Genomic DNA, 16,448 nt, shown 5'->3' with positions numbered 1-16,448 from the left:
TACAATATTCCCGTGAAAGTCATAGTATGACTCCAAGTCATACTATGACTGGAACATAATTTACAACACAATGAAAACAAAACAAGCATTTAATCATTTAACCCCCGAAGAAGAAAGGGTACTCATTCATAAAGGTACCGAAAGGGCATTCACCGGTAAATATGAAAAACATTTTGAACCGGGTGGCACCTATACATGCAAGCGCTGCAATGCACCCCTTTATTATTCCGAGCACAAATTTCCTTCCCACTGTGGCTGGCCAAGCTTTGATGGTGAAATTGAGGGTGCTGTACGGCGTGCGCCTGATGCCGACGGGCAGCGTACGGAAATCCTTTGCGCTAATTGCGACGCCCATCTCGGACACGTTTTCAAAGGCGAATACCTGACCCCTAAAAACCTCCGTCATTGTGTAAACTCCATCAGCATGAATTTCGTACCTGAAAAGCTAAAACCCCGGCCCAACGACTAAAACCACCCACCTATCTCCACAAATAAAAGACACCTTCCACCACCCCCCTCAAACTCAAACCCACACCCACACTCAAACTCCATTATTTGCGGTGAGTATGACGGGGTCTTTGTCCGTAACAATCAGCGTATGTTCATGCTGTGCCACGAAGCTCCCATCGGGGGTTTTGAAGGTCCACCCGTCACTGGCCTGCCTGACCATCCGGGCTTTGGTGGAAATAAAGGTTTCAAGGGCGATAACAGTATCTTTTCTGAATCTGTATTTGTTGGTGCGGTCTGCGAAGCAGGGAATCTCGTGGGGATGATCGTGTAATGTCATACCGATACCATGGCCAACCAGGTTTTTAATGGTGGTGAAGCCTCTCTTCTTGGCTTCATTTTCAATGAGGGCACCAATGGCTGCGATTTTGACGCCGCCCCTTATTTTGCTGATAGCCGTGTAAAGTATTTCCTTGGAAGAGTTGACGAGGGGGGTTAATTGCCTGGTGTCCCTGCCCAACACAAAGGATGCGCCATTATCTCCATAATAGCCGTTTACCTCTGCCGAGACATCCACATTCACAAGGTCTCCCTCCTGAAGTATGACGCGGTTCGAGGGTATTCCATGAGCCACCTCATGATTAACGCTAATGCAATTCCATCCCGGAAAACCATATTCTTTTTGGGGAGCCGGATTGGCCCCGTAGGACTTCAGGATTTCGTAGCCAAAGTCGTCAAGGGTTTTAGTAGACATCCCGGGTTTGGCAAAGGTCAACATTTTATTCAATGTTTCCCCAACCACCTTACCGGCAAGGGTCATACCTTCTAAGTCTTGTATCGATTGAATGGACATAATCCAACGTTTTTTGGAGGTTATATATTTTTAATCTTTCGGAAGATGGCATTCCCAGCCTCTCCGGCAAAAAGATAAAAATATTGAATTTTACGGACATTAGGAAACAGTCAATTGCTGCCCCCTATACCAATGGGGTAAACCGGAGTTAATTAAGGCGTTGGGAACGAAATCAATTCTTTGAAATAAAGATTATCGTTTAACCCCCTTACAGAGGCTTCAACGGTTGTTTTGCCCTGTACCTTCCGGATATGCAGCAGACCATAGTTGAGCTCGACGAGCAAGGGTCCGGTTCTGTACTTATTTCGTTCCCTGGATGCACGGCGCCAGGTATGAGTCAGGCCACTCGATGTAAGGTCGTATAAGGGGTAATTGGGTGAGGAGAGTTCGATTTTAGAAAATTCAGCAATGTGGCGGTCACCACTCAGAAACAATACGCCTCGGGCTTTGCTTTCTGCCACCAAATTAAATAACCTTTGCCGGGCATTAGGGAAATTAGCCCATTTTTCATAGGCGTGTTGCTCCGGAATTACCTGAATGCTGCTGGCAATGATATTAACATCTGCCTTACTGGTTTTCAATTGCTTTTCCAGCCATTGCCATTGCTGCCCGCCAAGGATGTCCCCTTCTTCATTGGGCAGGTAAGCGCGTTTTTTCTTAAACAATGTATCACGGTGATACCTGGTATCCAGCAAAATAATCTTCACCTGCAAATCGCCAACCTCCTTCATGTAGGACGTATAAATGCCAGCCTGTTTCCTTCTCAGCGTATGGTCAGGCTCACCGATAAAATCCAGGAAATGTTGCTGGCTTTCGGTTTTTTGCCGGTAACCTGCCCCACCATCATTTATACCGTAATCATGGTCATCCCAAATACCTATGATCTCCACACTATTTCTGAAATGTTTATAACCCGGATTGGAGAGTTGTTGCTGGTATTTATATTTCAGGGTATCCATATTATCGGTATCACCGTAGATATTGTCCCCAAGCCATATCCATAAATCAGGCTCCTGTTTCAACATGGCTGCCCACATGGGTTGTTCCTCATATTCATGGTTACAGGAACCAAATGCAATTACCAGTTCATTCATAGCCTGCATTGAGGGATCGGCGGGCTTTTCCGGCCCGTTCATGGTTCCTAAAATTGTAAAAACCATACAAAATCTAAGCAGGTACATCATAACATAAAGTTTATTTAAAACAAGCGCTTTGTATAGTTAAATATCCCCAATAATTATTTTAGCATCAACCCACGGTGAAAAATATTAATGAAGACTTAATATACCGGGGACGGATTATTAATACATGGATTTTGCACTATTACAAAACCCTCTCAGTCATCGTAGGGCTTGGGGCCATGCTATGGCTCCTAATAAAGCTAAAAAGATCTGAACTTTATACCATTTGTCGCCTGTCGACATAAATGTTATGATTTTGTGAGAACTTGCCGGAAAAAATTTCCGTTTTTTAAGTATTCGCAATCCAGGTTTGGAAATGCAAATGCATTTTGGTTTTGTATTTCGTGAAATAGCATCCGTGGCACTCACGGATGCTTATTTTTTGGCTGAAAATAATTTTTTATCTTTATATTTTATATAAAACCTTTAAACTGCCATTTTGAGTAAGCATATATGTATTCTGGGGTGTGGGCGTAGTGGCACCTCCATATTTGGGGAGTTTTTTGATTACCTCCCCCACTATACCTATTATAGTGAGCCACGGTTTTCTGCTTTAGAAACCATCGATTATTCCACACCAGTTGCCATAAAGGTGCCGGTGCAGGATGATGAAAATGATTTTTTTGACGGACTTTCTTTCGATCTGAAAAAATTTTATCAGCTATTTCCCGAAAACCATCTGCTCTTCTGGCAGGTAAGGCATCCGCTCGATGCTATCAGTTCATTGCGTGTTGGCATTGCCAACAACTGGGGCCATCACCCAAGGCCCGGGGACTGGAAAGCGCGGATGTCGAGGCCATTGCTGGAAAAATGTGCCTACCACTGGAATTTCATTAACACCAATGGCTATGAGCAGGTTATGGACAGGGTTATCATCAATACTTTTGAAGATATGGTATACGATCCATTAGCCACTGCCAAAAGCGTCTGTAAGCTGGCAAACATTGATTTTCAGCAATATAAGGCTCCTGTAATGCAATGGGCAAACCGGATCCAGGACGAAAATAATGAAAAATTTGTAGAAGCCGAATGCTCAAAGCCTTACTCCCGGAAAGACCATGCCAAAAAAGTGGGAAGATGGAAGGAAAACCTGAGTGAGGCTGATGTTGCCAGTATTCTTCCATTTATTGGTCAGGGGGCCAGAAACTTCAACTATGTGTTACCTGAAGCCCATTAACCGGCCCAACCATTTCAATGGCTGCCAAAGTGCCAAAATACAAAAGCGGAACCCTGAAGCCCGCTTTTGTTAACCAATTAAATATAATCCTTTCATTATCATAAGCCATTGACTTTAATGCAATGTATTTAAGCACTAATTAGTTCCCAACAGATGACTTAAATTCCCTGAAGAAGAGGAAAAATCATTTCATGTTCATCTAATCGTTCATACCTGATGACAATCAACTGCGTAGTAATAGATGATGAATACCCGGCCCGGATTCTGATGAAAGAATATATAGGGCAGTTGGCTCATTTAAAATTACTTGGCACTTTTGCCAACCCCATTAAAGCCCTCGATTTTTTACATGATCAGGCCGTGGATCTGATTTTCCTCGATATCCAAATGCCCGAGTTAACAGGGCTGGAGTTTATTAACGCCCTCAAAACCAGGCCTATGATTATACTTACGACCGCTTACGCGGATTATGCCCTGGAAGGCTATAAACTGGATGTTGTCGATTATTTATTGAAACCTATTCAATTCGACCGGTTTTATCAATCCGTTGCCAAAGCCAGGGGACTACTGGCATTGAAAAGTAAAGCTGCCATCAATGAAAAATCAGCTCAATACGATGCCTCAGATCATATAGTAGTAAAAGCCGACAGAAAGATTTACCGGGTTTTACTGGAAGATATTTATTTCATTCAGGGGCTTCGGGAGTATGTGACATTTTACACCGTACAGGGAAAGATCATCAGCCTGAATTCATTAAAAAGGCTGGAAAAAACATTACCGGATTCAAGGTTTATGCGTGTACACAAATCCTACATTATCAATAAATTAAAGGTTGAATCACTTCAAGGCAATACACTAATTATCAATAATTCAAACATACCATTCAGCAAAAATTTGAAGGACAGGATTCTGAAAGAGGTCTTTGGCTGAACTGCGTGAACTTACACCATTTACTGACTGTTACCAATTGTGGCATTATCACTCTAAAGCCTTATTAAAGGTAACGGAGTCCCATTTAAAATCAAACCGGTTTGGGTGGATAGTGGCTTGTTATTGGGATGGTAACGCCAGACAGAGTGATTTAAATAACTGATCCCCGGTAATCAGGGCCCCGGCCCTGATCATTTCAAAAATCTCAATTTCCCTGACTTTGCCATAGGTTTTTTCGGAGGTGTAAACCTTTAGCCCCGGAGGGGGGTTATTCATGGCATTTTTGATATACGCTGTATTCGTAAAATCGATATCCGGATCAACAGTCGATTGCATAGCCACCAACACCAATTTACTTTCCAGGCACTGAAAAACTTTCACCTCATGGGCAGTTCTTAGCTCAAGGTATTTAACTTTCCTCATAATACTTTCAAAAACCACATCGCTGAACAATTCAATGATGTGCCGGGCACTGGAAGGGTTTTCCTTTTTAATCTTTTCCCAATCATCGGCAGTGATACCATTCAAAACCAGGTATTCTACAAATTCCTTTTCCAGTTCCTGCAACTCCTCTAAGGTTAAAAGGCGATATTTTGGCATAAAAGAAGGTGCTAAATTCACATGGGTTTCGAAAAGTAAAATTAGGGATTATGAATCAAAAATCTACCATCGGTTGGGTATCTTACAGGCGCAACAGACATCTTTATCGATTTGGTTTAAAGGTCGACAGGATAGCCAAAGTTCTCAAAATCCTCTGAGTTTTGTAGTAGCTGGCAAATGCCGTTAAAGGTCCTAGGATGGTAAAGACAAAATTGATTGCTATGTCTAAAACCGGCTTCTTTCCGAATGGCACCGACAGGGGTATATGAGTCCGGTTTTTCCAGTTCTTTCTGCCTTGCCTTTTGGTAATCGTAAGCTGGAATAGCAAAATGGCCATGTTTCAGAATTACTTTAATCAATGAAAACCAACCGGCAGAGCTCATTTTTTGCGTTTTCGTTTCTGGTCTTTCTGTTGATCCCGGTTCACTCTGAGTTCTCTGCCGTCAATTTGCAAATTCTTAAACCTTTGTGCGAAAGTGCTGGCTTTTGATGGGTCCACATCAAAGTATGAACAGCGTTTTTCCATGGCAATATTGGTAATGTGGCGTTTTTCCACCTTGCCTACGTCACAAAGAAATTCCAAAAGCTCAGCTTTATTGGCTTGGTCCATTTTGCCTATGTTGACAAAAAACCGATAGCCATTTAAATCACCGGCATCACTTTTTTTGTCAAACTTATTTTTCTTGTTGGATTTGCCGGTTCTATGGGTACTAGCGGTTCCAAATGATTTTTCCTCCAGGTTGCTGAGTTTATTGAGCTCGAGACTTACTACTTTCTCCAGAAATACCTCAGGGCCCATTTGATTCATAATCTGAACAGATAACGCTTTTAGCTGATCATCCAGTGCCGGTGAGGTTTCTGTTTTCTCTAATTTGTCATGCCACGCCAATACCCTTTGTTTCTTGACCTCTGACAGGCTCGGTACCTCGATTTTATTGAGATCAAATTTCAGCTTTTTTGCATATACCCTTAGTTTTCTTTCCTCTGCGGCAGTCATAATAGACAATGACAAACCCTTTTTGCCAGCCCTGGCTGTGCGGCCACTCCGATGGGTGTAAAAAGCCATGTCATCGGGAAGCGCAAAGTGAAATACATGGGTCAGGTCCTCTACATCAATGCCCCTGGCCGCCACGTCGGTCGCAATGAGTAAGCTGGTTTGGCGGTTACGGAACTTTTTCATGACCGTATCTCTCTGATTCTGATTCAGGTCGCCATGCAGGGCGTCGGCCCGGTATCCGGATTTGTTCAGGCTGTCAGCCAGTTTTTGTGTATCCCTTTTGGTACGGCAGAACACCACTCCATACAGGTTGGGCAGTAAATCAATAAAGCGCTCCAGCGCAGCTTGTTTATCGACTGATTTTACGACACACACCTGATGGTCGATGTCCTGGTTAATTTTTTGGGAGGAATTTACAGAGAACTCTACCGGCTCGTGCATGAAATCCTTAATGATAGCCCTGATATCAGCAGCCATGGTGGCTGAAAACAACCAAATGTTTCGTTCCTGATCGGAGTATGACAATATCTCGTAGATTTCTTCCTTGAAGCCCATGTTGAGCATTTCGTCTGCTTCATCCAAAACGAATGTTTGTACAGCTTCTAAAAGGACCACTTTCCTTTTTAACAGGTCTCTTAACCTGCCCGGCGTAGCAACCAAAATATGTGGTGGTGTTTTCTTGATGGATTTGATTTGATTGACGATGGGCGCACCCCCGTATACCACCTCGATATTAATATCTTTTCGCAAAGCAGCAAAATCTTTTAAGCTCCTGGCTATTTGCTGCGCCAGTTCCCGTGTAGGTGCCAGTATAACACCTTGGGTAAAAGGTTCATCGGTAAAAATCAAATCCAGCATCGGAAGGCCAAATGCTGCGGTTTTGCCGGTACCTGTTTGCGCTAATCCTATTAAATCCGTTTGCTTCTGTAATAAAACAGGTATAACCAAACGTTGTATTTCTGTAGGTTTTAGGATGGAAGACTTCGAAAGGCTCTCTATCAACTCACCCGACAATCCCAACTCCTCAAATGTTTGCATCTGCTTTTTAAATTAGCCGCAAAGGTAGGTAAAACTATGCAATAAGCAAACCTACCTGTTTGACGCTGTAAATCACGCCGGTTTTAATTCGGACAATGCTGCAGGGGTACTCAGGTATTTTGCAATACTACTGATCACCGGCCGGAAGAAGGCTTGTTTTACTGACAAACAGTTTATCATAAATATTCAGACTTCCTTCCCGGAAATAGGCGCCTTCATTCAGGGTAGCGTTTAATATATGGCCTTCGCCTTCCTGAAAGGCTGAAACGGTAATGGGTTGCATGTTATTACCGGCTATGGACAATCGATAGGTAGCCACTTTTCCCTGCGGGGTGAAATCATCGGCAAACTCATTTTTTGTTAAATTCCGCAACCCGGATAAATAGCTTTCCACGGCTGTTGAATCGGCCTGAAGCCCGTCAATTTCCCATTTGGAAGCTACAAGGTTGAGCACAAAACTGCTATCGCCGGGGTATTCGAAACGAACAGAGGTGATATTTTCTTTAGTCACCTTCACAAATGTTCTGTCACGGAAATTATTAAACTCCTGGTTAAAAGAGGAAGAAAGGAAGCCTTCCACTGAATAAACATCCTCCTCGTCGCTCAGGCGGACAAAGTTGGACATCGACCGGGACGCCTGTTGAAAATTGAATTTTCCCAAAATAAAGTCCGTTAATACTTTATCTCCTGCATAGGCCATTACTTTGGTTCCCAGTGAGTCATTTACCTCGTATTGGGTCCATTTATCCTCTGATTTTGCCACCAGCCTTTTGGGGCTTATGTTTACCATATTGGCCAGCATATTTTTAACGTTATTGAGATCGGCCTCATCTTTTATATCAGCCCTGGCCACCTCCCAACTGGTTCCGGTTTTGGTAAAAGTAATGTTATTACCGGTAGAAGCCCGCGGCTGAATAACGATTTTGGTTACTTGTGAAGTATCTATGGCTACCAGGGTTGCCCTGAAATTTCGCTCTCCACTACTCCCTAAAAAACGCTTACCCAAAAATACCAGGAGTAATACTACCAGTATACCAAGCAATATTTTATTGTTTATTTTACTCATAACTTATTTCCATTCTTTTAATTCTTAAACTTCGCTGTCTTTGAAACCTGACGATGCCATAGATGATAACAGCCAATATCGGAAGAAGAAAATTCGCATATTTAAGCGTTGTCTGTGTCCCCTCCTCCAATTGGTCAATGGGCCGCGAGGTAACTCCCTTGGTACGAAGGTCTATGAGTCCTGTGTCATCAGACAACCAGTCAATACTATTGGCAAAAAGACTGGCATTATCTGGTTGAACGGCTTGTGGCTGGCCTCCTTCACGAGTGTTGACGGCAAAATCTCCATCTCCGATCACTACTAATTTGGGCATACCCACTTCTTCCAAAGCTGCCGCAACTATCAGCCGCTGTTGCGGAAAGTCTGACTCCGTCCATTCTTTTTGAATGTCAAAATAAGTGGGTACCGGACTGGTGCCCGACTGATCGGATGTGAACGCCAATGGAACAAAATTTACTGTCGAATCACCTGAAAATGTAAGTGGACTGGCAAAAGGCAAAATAACTGTTTCCAGTCCCTTGGTGATAGGGTGGTCCGAAAAATTACTGATAACCGGTAAGTACGGGAACTGTATCTGCGTCTGGAACCTAAACGGACCTTGTTGTTGTTGAACACCTATGGAAGCACAACTGGCATCAATAACAAACTGATTTTCCACAGTGATACCTTTTCCCTGCAACCAGGCCGTCAATCCGGTATAAACTGCCGACCCAAAGGCGTTTTGCAGATTACCGTCTACCTTATTAAGAGCTACCAGCACTTTACCTCCGTTGGCCAGATAATCATCGATCTTTGCCAGGTGTGCCGGAGGTATAGTGTCTTTGGGAGCAACCAGGGCTACGGCTTTGAAGTTGGCGGGGATATCTGTTGTATCCGTTAAGGTAAAGTCTTCAAAATTATAGAGTATGCTTAGTTCCTGCCCTGCCTGTTGCATATCAAAAACAGACGGTTCACCGTGTCCCTGGATTAAACCTATGGAAGGTTTGTCGGTGATAGAAAGTTTTTTAATGCTGGAGGTAAGCGCATATTCCATGGCTTCTCCGGGCTGCATAAAAGGGATAACATCTTGTTGTTCACCCATTTCTATGACCGCGCCCATAAACGCTTTTTGTTGTTTCATCTGGTCCTTCTCCCTGACGTTGATCATCACCGGATTAATCCCCGACTGAGCGGCTTCCTGCTCTTTTTCAGGTGTTTCATTAGGGTTAATGAACTCGTAGACCAGGTTGCCACCGGAAATATTGGCATATTCCAGCAACAAATCCTTAAAATCAAGCCTGGTTTGTGCTATGTTAGGGGGCAGGTTTTCTGAAAAATAGGCTTTCACCGTTACCGGCTCCAGCAGGTCTTCGACGATATCTTCCGTTGCCTGGCTAAGGGTATATCTTTTATTTTCGGTAAAATCCAGACGTACAAAATAGTCGTTGGACAAAATATTAATTAGTAAAAGTATCCCGATAACTAAGATAACAGAGTTATAGTATGACTTTTTGGTTCTCATAATTAACTGTTGGTTAAATTTCGTTTAGCCAGATTCAATTCTGCCAGTAGAATGCCAATAACCACAATACTGGCGAAATAGACAAGATCTTTGGTATCTATCACACCCCTGGACAAGGAGTCGAAATGAACCGACAAGCTCAATGTATAAAACAACTGTCCCAGGAAGCCTGTAAAGTTGCCTGCCAAAACGTTGAAGATGAGGTGAAGGAATAGTCCGATGAATAAGGCCAGCAGGAACGCGACAATCTGATTGTTAGTGATACTACTGGTAAACAGCCCGATACTCACGTACGCAGCACTCATCAGCAAAAGCCCGAGGTAGCCACACCAAACAGCGCCATGGTCGATATTCCCAATGCTGGCAACGGTAAAATAATAGGGTAAAGTAAAAGCCAGTGCGATGACTACCAATAACAAGCACGCCAAAAACTTGCCTAGTATCACCTGCCGGTCTGACACCGCTTTGGTGAGTAACAGTTCGATGGTTCCGGTCTTTTTTTCCTCTGCCAGCATCCGCATGGTGATGGCTGGTATAAAAAAGAAAAGTGTCCAGAAAGCTATGTTAAAAAAACTTTGCAGGCTGGCCTGGCCAACCAAAAAAATGTCTGTTCCATATAGCCAGGTAAAAAAACCGCTAAAGCCTAGAAACAAGATTAATATAATGTACGCGATTAACGAATCAAAAAAAGATTGTAGTTCTCTCTTGGTAATGATCCAAATTGATTTCATGATTAATCTGATTTTGTTTTAAGGGATTGAATAGGAAAGGATAAAAATTTAACCTGTAATCAAAAATCTATTTCGTAGTCAAATCCCGGAAGATGTCTTCAAGCTTTGTTTCCTCCGGGGTTAGCTCTGTGATAACCCAATTGTTTTTTACACACAGATTGAAAACTTCCCTTTTAGCCGACATTTCGGTTTTGCTCTGCACTTCAAAACGGTTATCTTCCAAACGTTCCACCGCAGCCACAGAAGGCAGGATCTTCAATGCTTTTTCAATAACTTCCGAGTCCCCGTCTTCTATGGTGGTTACAAGCAATTCCTGGCCCTGCGCCTGTTTCCTCAAATGGTCGGCGGTGCCGTCTGCTACGATTTTGCCATTGTTAATGATTAAAATCCTGTCACAGGTCGCCTCTACCTCAGGCAGAATGTGTGTACTTAAAATAACAGTTTTTTGTTTGCCAATCTCCCGGATCAGTTTCCGTATCTCGACAATCTGGTTGGGGTCCAGGCCGGTAGTAGGTTCGTCAAGGATAAGGATTTCAGGGTTGTGTATCATCGCCTGGGCCAGCCCTACCCTTTGCCGGAAGCCTTTTGATAATTCGGCAATTTTTTTGTGTTTTTCAGCATTTAAACCACATAGTTTTACCATTTCCTTCACTCTGCCAGGAATCTGGTGTGCCGGAACACCCTGCAGGGCGGCGGAAAACTCCAGGTAATCTAAAACAGCCATATCCAAATACAGAGGATTATGTTCCGGTAAATAGCCGATATGTCTTCTCAACCTTTCTCCGTTTGATCTTACCGAATCCCCTCCGATTGTAATATCCCCATTATCTACGGCAATGTAATTGGTAATCATCTTCATAGTGGTGGTTTTTCCGGCACCGTTTGGTCCGAGGAAACCGAGGATTTCACCAGTTTTAACCTCAAAGGAAATATTGTCAACTGCTTTTTGGGGACCGTAGTTCTTAGTTAAATTATCGATCTTAATATCCATTTACAGTCTCAGAAATTAAAAAAGTTAACGAAAGATTTTTCTGCGGATGCAATTATAGAAAATTATCACAATTATTAGAAATTTTATCCCAGAAGTTGTTCCCTTACATGCAAGATAACGTTATTCATCCAATCAAATACGCGGAAGCTCCCAACCATTATTATATTTGACACCCACCATTGCACTGGCACTTTTATCTTTCTTGAATTTGCCATTGGCCTCGTCCCAATAAACCTTTCTGCCGGTTTTATAGGCGATGTTTCCCATCTGGGCATTGATGGCCGCCAGACTACCGGATGCTATTGGGGTATTCAGTATCGAAGGATCGTTTGCTTTTATCGCAGCAACAAAGTTTTGCGTATGGTAATCCAGATAATTAGCACCTTTGGGCCTTTCAAAGGCCTCGATTGGCGCCATTTTACCTTCCTCGGTTTTACCATAAACTCTGGCTTTCTTTTCAACCAATACCTCATAACCACCTCGGTTAACCACCAGTGTGCCGTTGTTCCCTATAAAGGCAATGCCTTCTCTTCTTCCATAGGGGCCATTATCAATACCCGTCGCATGTTCCCACAACATGTTAAAGTCATTGTACTGGAATAAAGCCTGCAAAGTGTCCGGAGTTTCAGAGGCATCATCCGGATAGGCGAGCTTACCGCCCGTAGCCATGACTGAAACAGGTGAAACAGCCTTCATTACCCATAACGCGATGTCGATTTCATGGACACCCCAATCAGTCATCAGTCCCCCTGCGTAATCCCAGAACCAGCGAAAATTAAAATGAAAACGATTTTGATTGAAAGCTCTTTTAGGGGCAGGGCCTAACCAGAAATCATAATTCACACCTTCGGGCACCGGTGAATCGGGTAATACAGGTACAGGTTTCATCCACCCCTGATAAGCCCATACTTTCACCAACCTTATTTTACCAAGTACGCCGTACTGAACTATTTCCAGTGCTTTTTTGTAATGGACACCGCTGCGTTGCCATTGCCCCACCTGTACTACCTTTCCCGTTTTTTGAGCTGCCTCAACCATGATCTTGCATTCTTCAATAGAATTGGCAAGGGGTTTTTCAACGTACACATGTTTGCCGCTTTGTACGGCATCGACCATCATCTTGCAATGCCAATGGTCAGGACTGCCGATGATTACCGCATCAATATCCGGATTACTTAACAAATTCCGGTAGTCTTCATAGATCTCAGGTTTGTTTTCCCTGAACTCTTTGTAATGCTCTACACGCTCCTTAATGACATTCTTATCCACATCACTGATAGCTACCAGGTCGATGTCGTCCATCTTAAGCATCGACCTGGTATTTGACCAACCCATCCCTTTACATCCTATTACACCTATTTGCAATTTATCATTGGGAGATATGTAGCGTTTATATCGGGAGTCCCCCATCAATGAAGGACCTGCTAATAAGCCCCCAGCCATTATAGCTGATGCACGTTTTGTAAAGTTTCTTCTTTTCATATGTAAAATTTAAGGTTAATCTACAAACCAGACCTGTATGCCCTCCTAAATATCCCCAAAATATACGATAAATTATGAACAAACTCACAATAACTACCACCCGTATTTCGATCCCGGATCCTTGTCCCGATACTTGTTGCCTCCCCGTTCCAATATTGCTTAGCTTTATCTCCGGCCGGCTACATGAACCCGTCGAAGAGGGTAGGATATTTATGTTTTTGGATTTCCTTTCCTTCCTACTATACAGGAAAAATAAGCAATAGTGGAGGCAACAGTAACGGTAGCCTGGGCTCTTATTGTTGCTGTTGCTCAATCTGTTGCCCTCACTGTTCGAACCATTCGGGCACATCGCCCCTTTTCGACCCATCGCAGGACGCCAGCCAGATCCTTTGAGCCCCAGTCAAGCATACTCCCTTTAAAGGCCTTGATATCACCATGCAGTGACTCCCCTATGCCCCTTTAGTCAAACGTGACCGTATGATAACCGTTTTCCTTCAGATATTTGGCAATGCTTTTATAATAACCTTTGTTAGCGCCTGTGGCCGACCCTATGACCACACTACCCTTGGTTTCCGCCGGACTTTCAAAAACGTGAGCTGAAAGTTCATAGCCATCAGTGGCTGGTATTTTTACTTTTTCGAATTCCATTTGTTTTAGGCTTTTGATTTCATTACAGGCTTTTGAGTACCTATACGATAGAATTAAGGGTTGATCTTGTGCTAAAGGAATTTTTTGTTTGGAGAAAAGGATTTTTTTCTGAGCAGGTCATAGCATGATACAAAGTCATACCATAACTTTCATCCAATTCGTCAAATAGCTGTTAAAAGATCGTTTTGATTCATTCATTAACTGTTGCCATTAATCCAAATAATCCCGATATTATTGCTGTCAAATATAACCGGGTTTTTTAATCACTCAAAACACTATTTTTTTATTGAGTTCATTCGGTTGTAAAAAAACTGGCACGCTTCAACTTTGATTGAAGTAAGAATAAATTTCCCCCAATTATAAGTATAAGAAAGCACTGTATTGTGAGCAGTGAGAGATGTAAAGCCTTCGGAAAGGTAAGACTGAATTCCTATAAAAAACGAAACCCGGAAGTTTGACATTGTCAGGGACGACCGGGAATAAGATGAACAGATATAAAATATTAAATGATTAAAAAAAAGAAAATTTAAATGAAATATTCAGAATTTGAAAAAGTAAAAAGAGGACCATCTCACAGATGGTCCATCTACTATCCACTATCCCATACAACTCAAATCTCCTTTTTAGCCAGATAAAAGTCCACTCGCTCAATAGAGTCGTCAGCCAGCCTTTCCTCCATTTCGTCCAGCGTTTTCGGAGGAGGTACAATTACCTTGTCCCCTTTCTTCCAGTCCAGCGGCATAGCTACTCCATGTTCATCTGAGGTTTGGAGTGCTTCCAAAGCCCTCAGTATCTCATCCATGTTCCTGCCGACATTCAACGGATAATACATGATCAGCCTTATCTTTTTAGATGGATCGATAAAAAATACCGCTCTTACGGCAGCCGTTTCACTTTCATTAGGTTGTAGCATGCCATATAACTTGGATACTTTCATATCCAAATCCGCAATGATGGGGAAATCAAAATATATCCCCGTATTCTTTCTCACATTGTTTACCCATCCCAAATGGGCATGAATGCTATCGATACTCAATCCTATCAGCTCCGTATTCAACGCCTCAAATTCAGACTTTCTCTGGGCAAACCCACTCATTTCAGTGGTGCAAACCGGCGTAAAATCCGCCGGATGTGAAAACATTATAATCCATTTTTCTTTGGCAAATTCACTGAATTTGACCGGTCCTTTGGTGGTCATGGCTTCAAAGTCAGGTGCCGGATCACCGATCTTCGGCATTTGTGTTACATTCATCTCTGCTGTTTCCATTTTTATCAAGATTGTTTTGTTTTAAATTATGGTGCAATTAACTTATTCTCTCTATCATTTTCGGTAACATTTGTTACATAGAATAGGAATAAAAATGGTACTATTGCAGTGAGATTGGGAGATAGAAATTTATAGAAAAATCTTATAATCTGACAGCGAAAAATGGAAGTAGAAATATTGGCACGCATACAGTTTGCGTTTACCGTTGCATTTCACTATATCTACCCGCCACTTAGTATAGGACTGGGATTAGTGATGGTCTTCATGGAAGGCATGTTTTTGCGCACCAAGGATCCCGATTACGAACGATTGGCCAGGTTTTGGACCAAAATTTTTGCCCTCACTTTCGGCATTGGGGTTGCCACAGGCATTGTTATGGAATTCGAGTTTGGCACCAACTGGGCCACTTATTCCAGGTATGTAGGAGATATTTTCGGCAGTGCCCTGGCGGCAGAAGGTATCTTTGCTTTTGCTTTGGAAAGCGGTTTTCTGGGTATCCTGCTTTTCGGATGGAACAGGGTTAGCCCTAAAGTGCATTTCATCGCCACCTTGGGCGTTTGGTTAGGCTCTATGTTTTCCGCTGTTTGGATTGTCGTGGCTAATTCGTGGCAACAAACACCTGCCGGCTATCATATTGTAGGCGAAGGGATGGAGTCAAGGGCTGAGATCACTGATTTCTGGGCCATGGTATTTAATCCTTCCAGCATGGACAGGCTCACCCATGTCTGGATTGGGGCTTTTCTGGCCGGAGCATTTCTGATATTAAGTGTACATGCTTATTACCTGTTGAAAGGAAGGCACATCGAGGTATCTAAAAAGGCCTTCAGCATTGCTCTGGTGGTAGCCACCCTTTCTTCGCTTTCTCAATTATTTACCGGGCACAGGTCGGCAGAAGGAGTCGCTGAGAACCAACCGGCCAAACTAGCTGCACTTGAAGGGCATTTCGACAGTCTGGCGGTAGCGGATATGTATCTCTTTGGCTGGGTAGATAAAAAAAACCAGGAGGTAACCGGAATTAAGATTCCAGGCGGCCTGTCTTTCCTGCTTCACTACGATCCGGAAACCCCGGTTACTGGCCTGAATGCATTTCCGGAGGATGAAAGACCCACTGCTTTAAATGCCATATTTCAGTTTTATCACATCATGGTTGCCATTGGTATGGCATTAATAGTACTCACCTTATATGCCAGCTTTCAATGGTGGCGCGGTAAGCTGTTCGATCAAAAGTGGCTGCTCTGGGTTTTTGTATTTGCCGTTATACTTCCCCAAATTGCCAACCAGGTGGGGTGGTATGCCGCGGAGATGGGACGGCAACCATGGGTCGTATACGGCTTGTTACGGACATCTGATGCACTTTCTAAAGTGGTAACTGCCAATCAGGTGTTGTTTTCATTGATACTATTCGCTGTCATTTATACCTTGTTGCTGGCCTTGTTCATTTACCTGCTGAACAAGAAGATCAAACATGGTCCCGGAGAAGGAGCCATGATAGATCAACGGCCATTGCAAAAAGAAATAGCCAAAGTCATTCAACCCTAA

General features: G+C 43.1%; 16 protein-coding genes. 4 read left to right on the top strand and 12 right to left on the bottom strand.

Annotated features, from left to right (window positions below):
* Positions 1-70: 70 nt before the first annotated feature.
* On the top strand, positions 71-469 hold the full coding sequence (locus AC04NP_RS24440) for a methionine-R-sulfoxide reductase (RefSeq protein WP_482862641.1): 399 nt from the start codon (positions 71-73) through the stop codon (positions 467-469).
* 72 nt (positions 470-541) lie between these two features.
* Here AC04NP_RS24440 and map read toward each other — a convergent pair whose 3' ends face one another.
* Positions 542-1,300, bottom strand: a complete 759-nt coding sequence (map, locus tag AC04NP_RS24435; RefSeq protein ID WP_482862640.1) for a type I methionyl aminopeptidase — start codon at positions 1,298-1,300, stop codon at positions 542-544.
* Between the two features lie 152 nt (positions 1,301-1,452).
* Positions 1,453-2,484 (bottom strand): alkaline phosphatase D family protein, encoded by a 1,032-nt coding sequence (locus AC04NP_RS24430; RefSeq protein ID WP_482862639.1) that lies wholly within the window; start codon positions 2,482-2,484, stop codon positions 1,453-1,455.
* 436 nt (positions 2,485-2,920) lie between these two features.
* Between AC04NP_RS24430 and AC04NP_RS24425 the strand changes: the two genes are divergently transcribed.
* Together AC04NP_RS24425 and AC04NP_RS24420 are read left to right on the top strand one after the other, a co-directional pair.
* Entirely contained in the window at positions 2,921-3,658 is a 738-nt protein-coding gene (locus tag AC04NP_RS24425; RefSeq protein ID WP_482862638.1) for a hypothetical protein, read from the top strand.
* A gap of 216 nt (positions 3,659-3,874) precedes the next feature.
* Positions 3,875-4,588, top strand: coding sequence for a LytR/AlgR family response regulator transcription factor (locus tag AC04NP_RS24420; RefSeq protein WP_482862636.1), 714 nt, complete (start codon positions 3,875-3,877; stop codon positions 4,586-4,588).
* Positions 4,589-4,708: 120 nt separating this feature from the next.
* Here AC04NP_RS24420 and AC04NP_RS24415 read toward each other — a convergent pair whose 3' ends face one another.
* The 10 genes from AC04NP_RS24415 to AC04NP_RS24370 form a co-directional block, all read right to left on the bottom strand.
* A complete protein-coding gene (locus tag AC04NP_RS24415) occupies positions 4,709-5,188 on the bottom strand; it encodes a DUF6495 family protein (RefSeq protein ID WP_482862635.1) in 480 nt (159 codons plus the stop codon).
* A gap of 116 nt (positions 5,189-5,304) precedes the next feature.
* Positions 5,305-5,571, bottom strand: a complete 267-nt coding sequence (locus AC04NP_RS24410; protein WP_482862634.1) for a hypothetical protein — start codon at positions 5,569-5,571, stop codon at positions 5,305-5,307.
* Positions 5,568-7,223 (bottom strand): DEAD/DEAH box helicase, encoded by a 1,656-nt coding sequence (locus tag AC04NP_RS24405; protein ID WP_482862632.1) that lies wholly within the window; start codon positions 7,221-7,223, stop codon positions 5,568-5,570. Before AC04NP_RS24405 ends, AC04NP_RS24410 begins: the two co-directional genes overlap by 4 nt.
* Positions 7,224-7,350: 127 nt before the next feature.
* Positions 7,351-8,289: a DUF4340 domain-containing protein gene (locus AC04NP_RS24400; RefSeq protein WP_482862631.1), complete on the bottom strand. Its 939-nt coding sequence runs from the start codon at positions 8,287-8,289 to the stop codon at positions 7,351-7,353.
* Positions 8,282-9,790 carry a GldG family protein gene (locus AC04NP_RS24395; RefSeq protein WP_482862629.1) on the bottom strand — a complete coding sequence of 503 codons (1,509 nt, stop codon included), beginning with the start codon at positions 9,788-9,790 and terminating at the stop codon, positions 8,282-8,284. Before AC04NP_RS24395 ends, AC04NP_RS24400 begins: the two co-directional genes overlap by 8 nt.
* Positions 9,791-9,792: 2 nt before the next feature.
* Positions 9,793-10,521, bottom strand: coding sequence for an ABC transporter permease (locus tag AC04NP_RS24390; protein WP_482862628.1), 729 nt, complete (start codon positions 10,519-10,521; stop codon positions 9,793-9,795).
* A gap of 67 nt (positions 10,522-10,588) precedes the next feature.
* Positions 10,589-11,512 carry an ATP-binding cassette domain-containing protein gene (locus AC04NP_RS24385; protein ID WP_482862626.1) on the bottom strand — a complete coding sequence of 308 codons (924 nt, stop codon included), beginning with the start codon at positions 11,510-11,512 and terminating at the stop codon, positions 10,589-10,591.
* A 132-nt stretch (positions 11,513-11,644) separates the two neighbouring features.
* Entirely contained in the window at positions 11,645-12,994 is a 1,350-nt protein-coding gene (locus tag AC04NP_RS24380) for a Gfo/Idh/MocA family protein (RefSeq protein WP_482862625.1), read from the bottom strand.
* Positions 12,995-13,453: 459 nt separating this feature from the next.
* Positions 13,454-13,642 (bottom strand): hypothetical protein, encoded by a 189-nt coding sequence (locus AC04NP_RS24375; RefSeq protein ID WP_482862624.1) that lies wholly within the window; start codon positions 13,640-13,642, stop codon positions 13,454-13,456.
* A gap of 610 nt (positions 13,643-14,252) precedes the next feature.
* Positions 14,253-14,909, bottom strand: coding sequence for a peroxiredoxin (locus AC04NP_RS24370; protein ID WP_482862623.1), 657 nt, complete (start codon positions 14,907-14,909; stop codon positions 14,253-14,255).
* Between the two features lie 162 nt (positions 14,910-15,071).
* Here AC04NP_RS24370 and AC04NP_RS24365 point away from each other — a divergent pair, with 162 nt between their 5' ends.
* Positions 15,072-16,448: a cytochrome ubiquinol oxidase subunit I gene (locus tag AC04NP_RS24365; RefSeq protein ID WP_482862622.1), complete on the top strand. Its 1,377-nt coding sequence runs from the start codon at positions 15,072-15,074 to the stop codon at positions 16,446-16,448.

It is taken from the genome of Agaribacillus sp. DX54, from assembly GCF_056858335.1.
Note: the sequence above shows the minus strand (reverse complement) of the source record. Positions and strands in the feature narration are given on the sequence as shown.

Bases quoted from the DNA above. Each gene is read 5' to 3' on its own strand.
- AC04NP_RS24385 (WP_482862626.1), bottom strand. From the start codon at position 11,512: ATGGATATTAAGATCGATAATTTAACTAAGAACTACGGTCCCCAAAAA.
- AC04NP_RS24390 (WP_482862628.1), bottom strand. From the start codon at position 10,521: ATGAAATCAATTTGGATCATTACCAAGAGAGAACTACAATCTTTTTTT.
- AC04NP_RS24420 (WP_482862636.1), top strand. From the start codon at position 3,875: ATGACAATCAACTGCGTAGTAATAGATGATGAATACCCGGCCCGGATT.
- AC04NP_RS24405 (WP_482862632.1), bottom strand. From the start codon at position 7,223: ATGCAAACATTTGAGGAGTTGGGATTGTCGGGTGAGTTGATAGAGAGC.
- AC04NP_RS24430 (WP_482862639.1), bottom strand. From the start codon at position 2,484: ATGATGTACCTGCTTAGATTTTGTATGGTTTTTACAATTTTAGGAACC.
- AC04NP_RS24440 (WP_482862641.1), top strand. From the start codon at position 71: ATGAAAACAAAACAAGCATTTAATCATTTAACCCCCGAAGAAGAAAGG.
- AC04NP_RS24375 (WP_482862624.1), bottom strand. From the start codon at position 13,642: ATGGAATTCGAAAAAGTAAAAATACCAGCCACTGATGGCTATGAACTT.
- AC04NP_RS24400 (WP_482862631.1), bottom strand. From the start codon at position 8,289: ATGAGTAAAATAAACAATAAAATATTGCTTGGTATACTGGTAGTATTA.
- AC04NP_RS24370 (WP_482862623.1), bottom strand. From the start codon at position 14,909: ATGGAAACAGCAGAGATGAATGTAACACAAATGCCGAAGATCGGTGAT.
- map (WP_482862640.1), bottom strand. From the start codon at position 1,300: ATGTCCATTCAATCGATACAAGACTTAGAAGGTATGACCCTTGCCGGT.
- AC04NP_RS24415 (WP_482862635.1), bottom strand. From the start codon at position 5,188: ATGCCAAAATATCGCCTTTTAACCTTAGAGGAGTTGCAGGAACTGGAA.
- AC04NP_RS24395 (WP_482862629.1), bottom strand. From the start codon at position 9,790: ATGAGAACCAAAAAGTCATACTATAACTCTGTTATCTTAGTTATCGGG.
- AC04NP_RS24380 (WP_482862625.1), bottom strand. From the start codon at position 12,994: ATGAAAAGAAGAAACTTTACAAAACGTGCATCAGCTATAATGGCTGGG.
- AC04NP_RS24410 (WP_482862634.1), bottom strand. From the start codon at position 5,571: ATGAGCTCTGCCGGTTGGTTTTCATTGATTAAAGTAATTCTGAAACAT.
- AC04NP_RS24365 (WP_482862622.1), top strand. From the start codon at position 15,072: ATGGAAGTAGAAATATTGGCACGCATACAGTTTGCGTTTACCGTTGCA.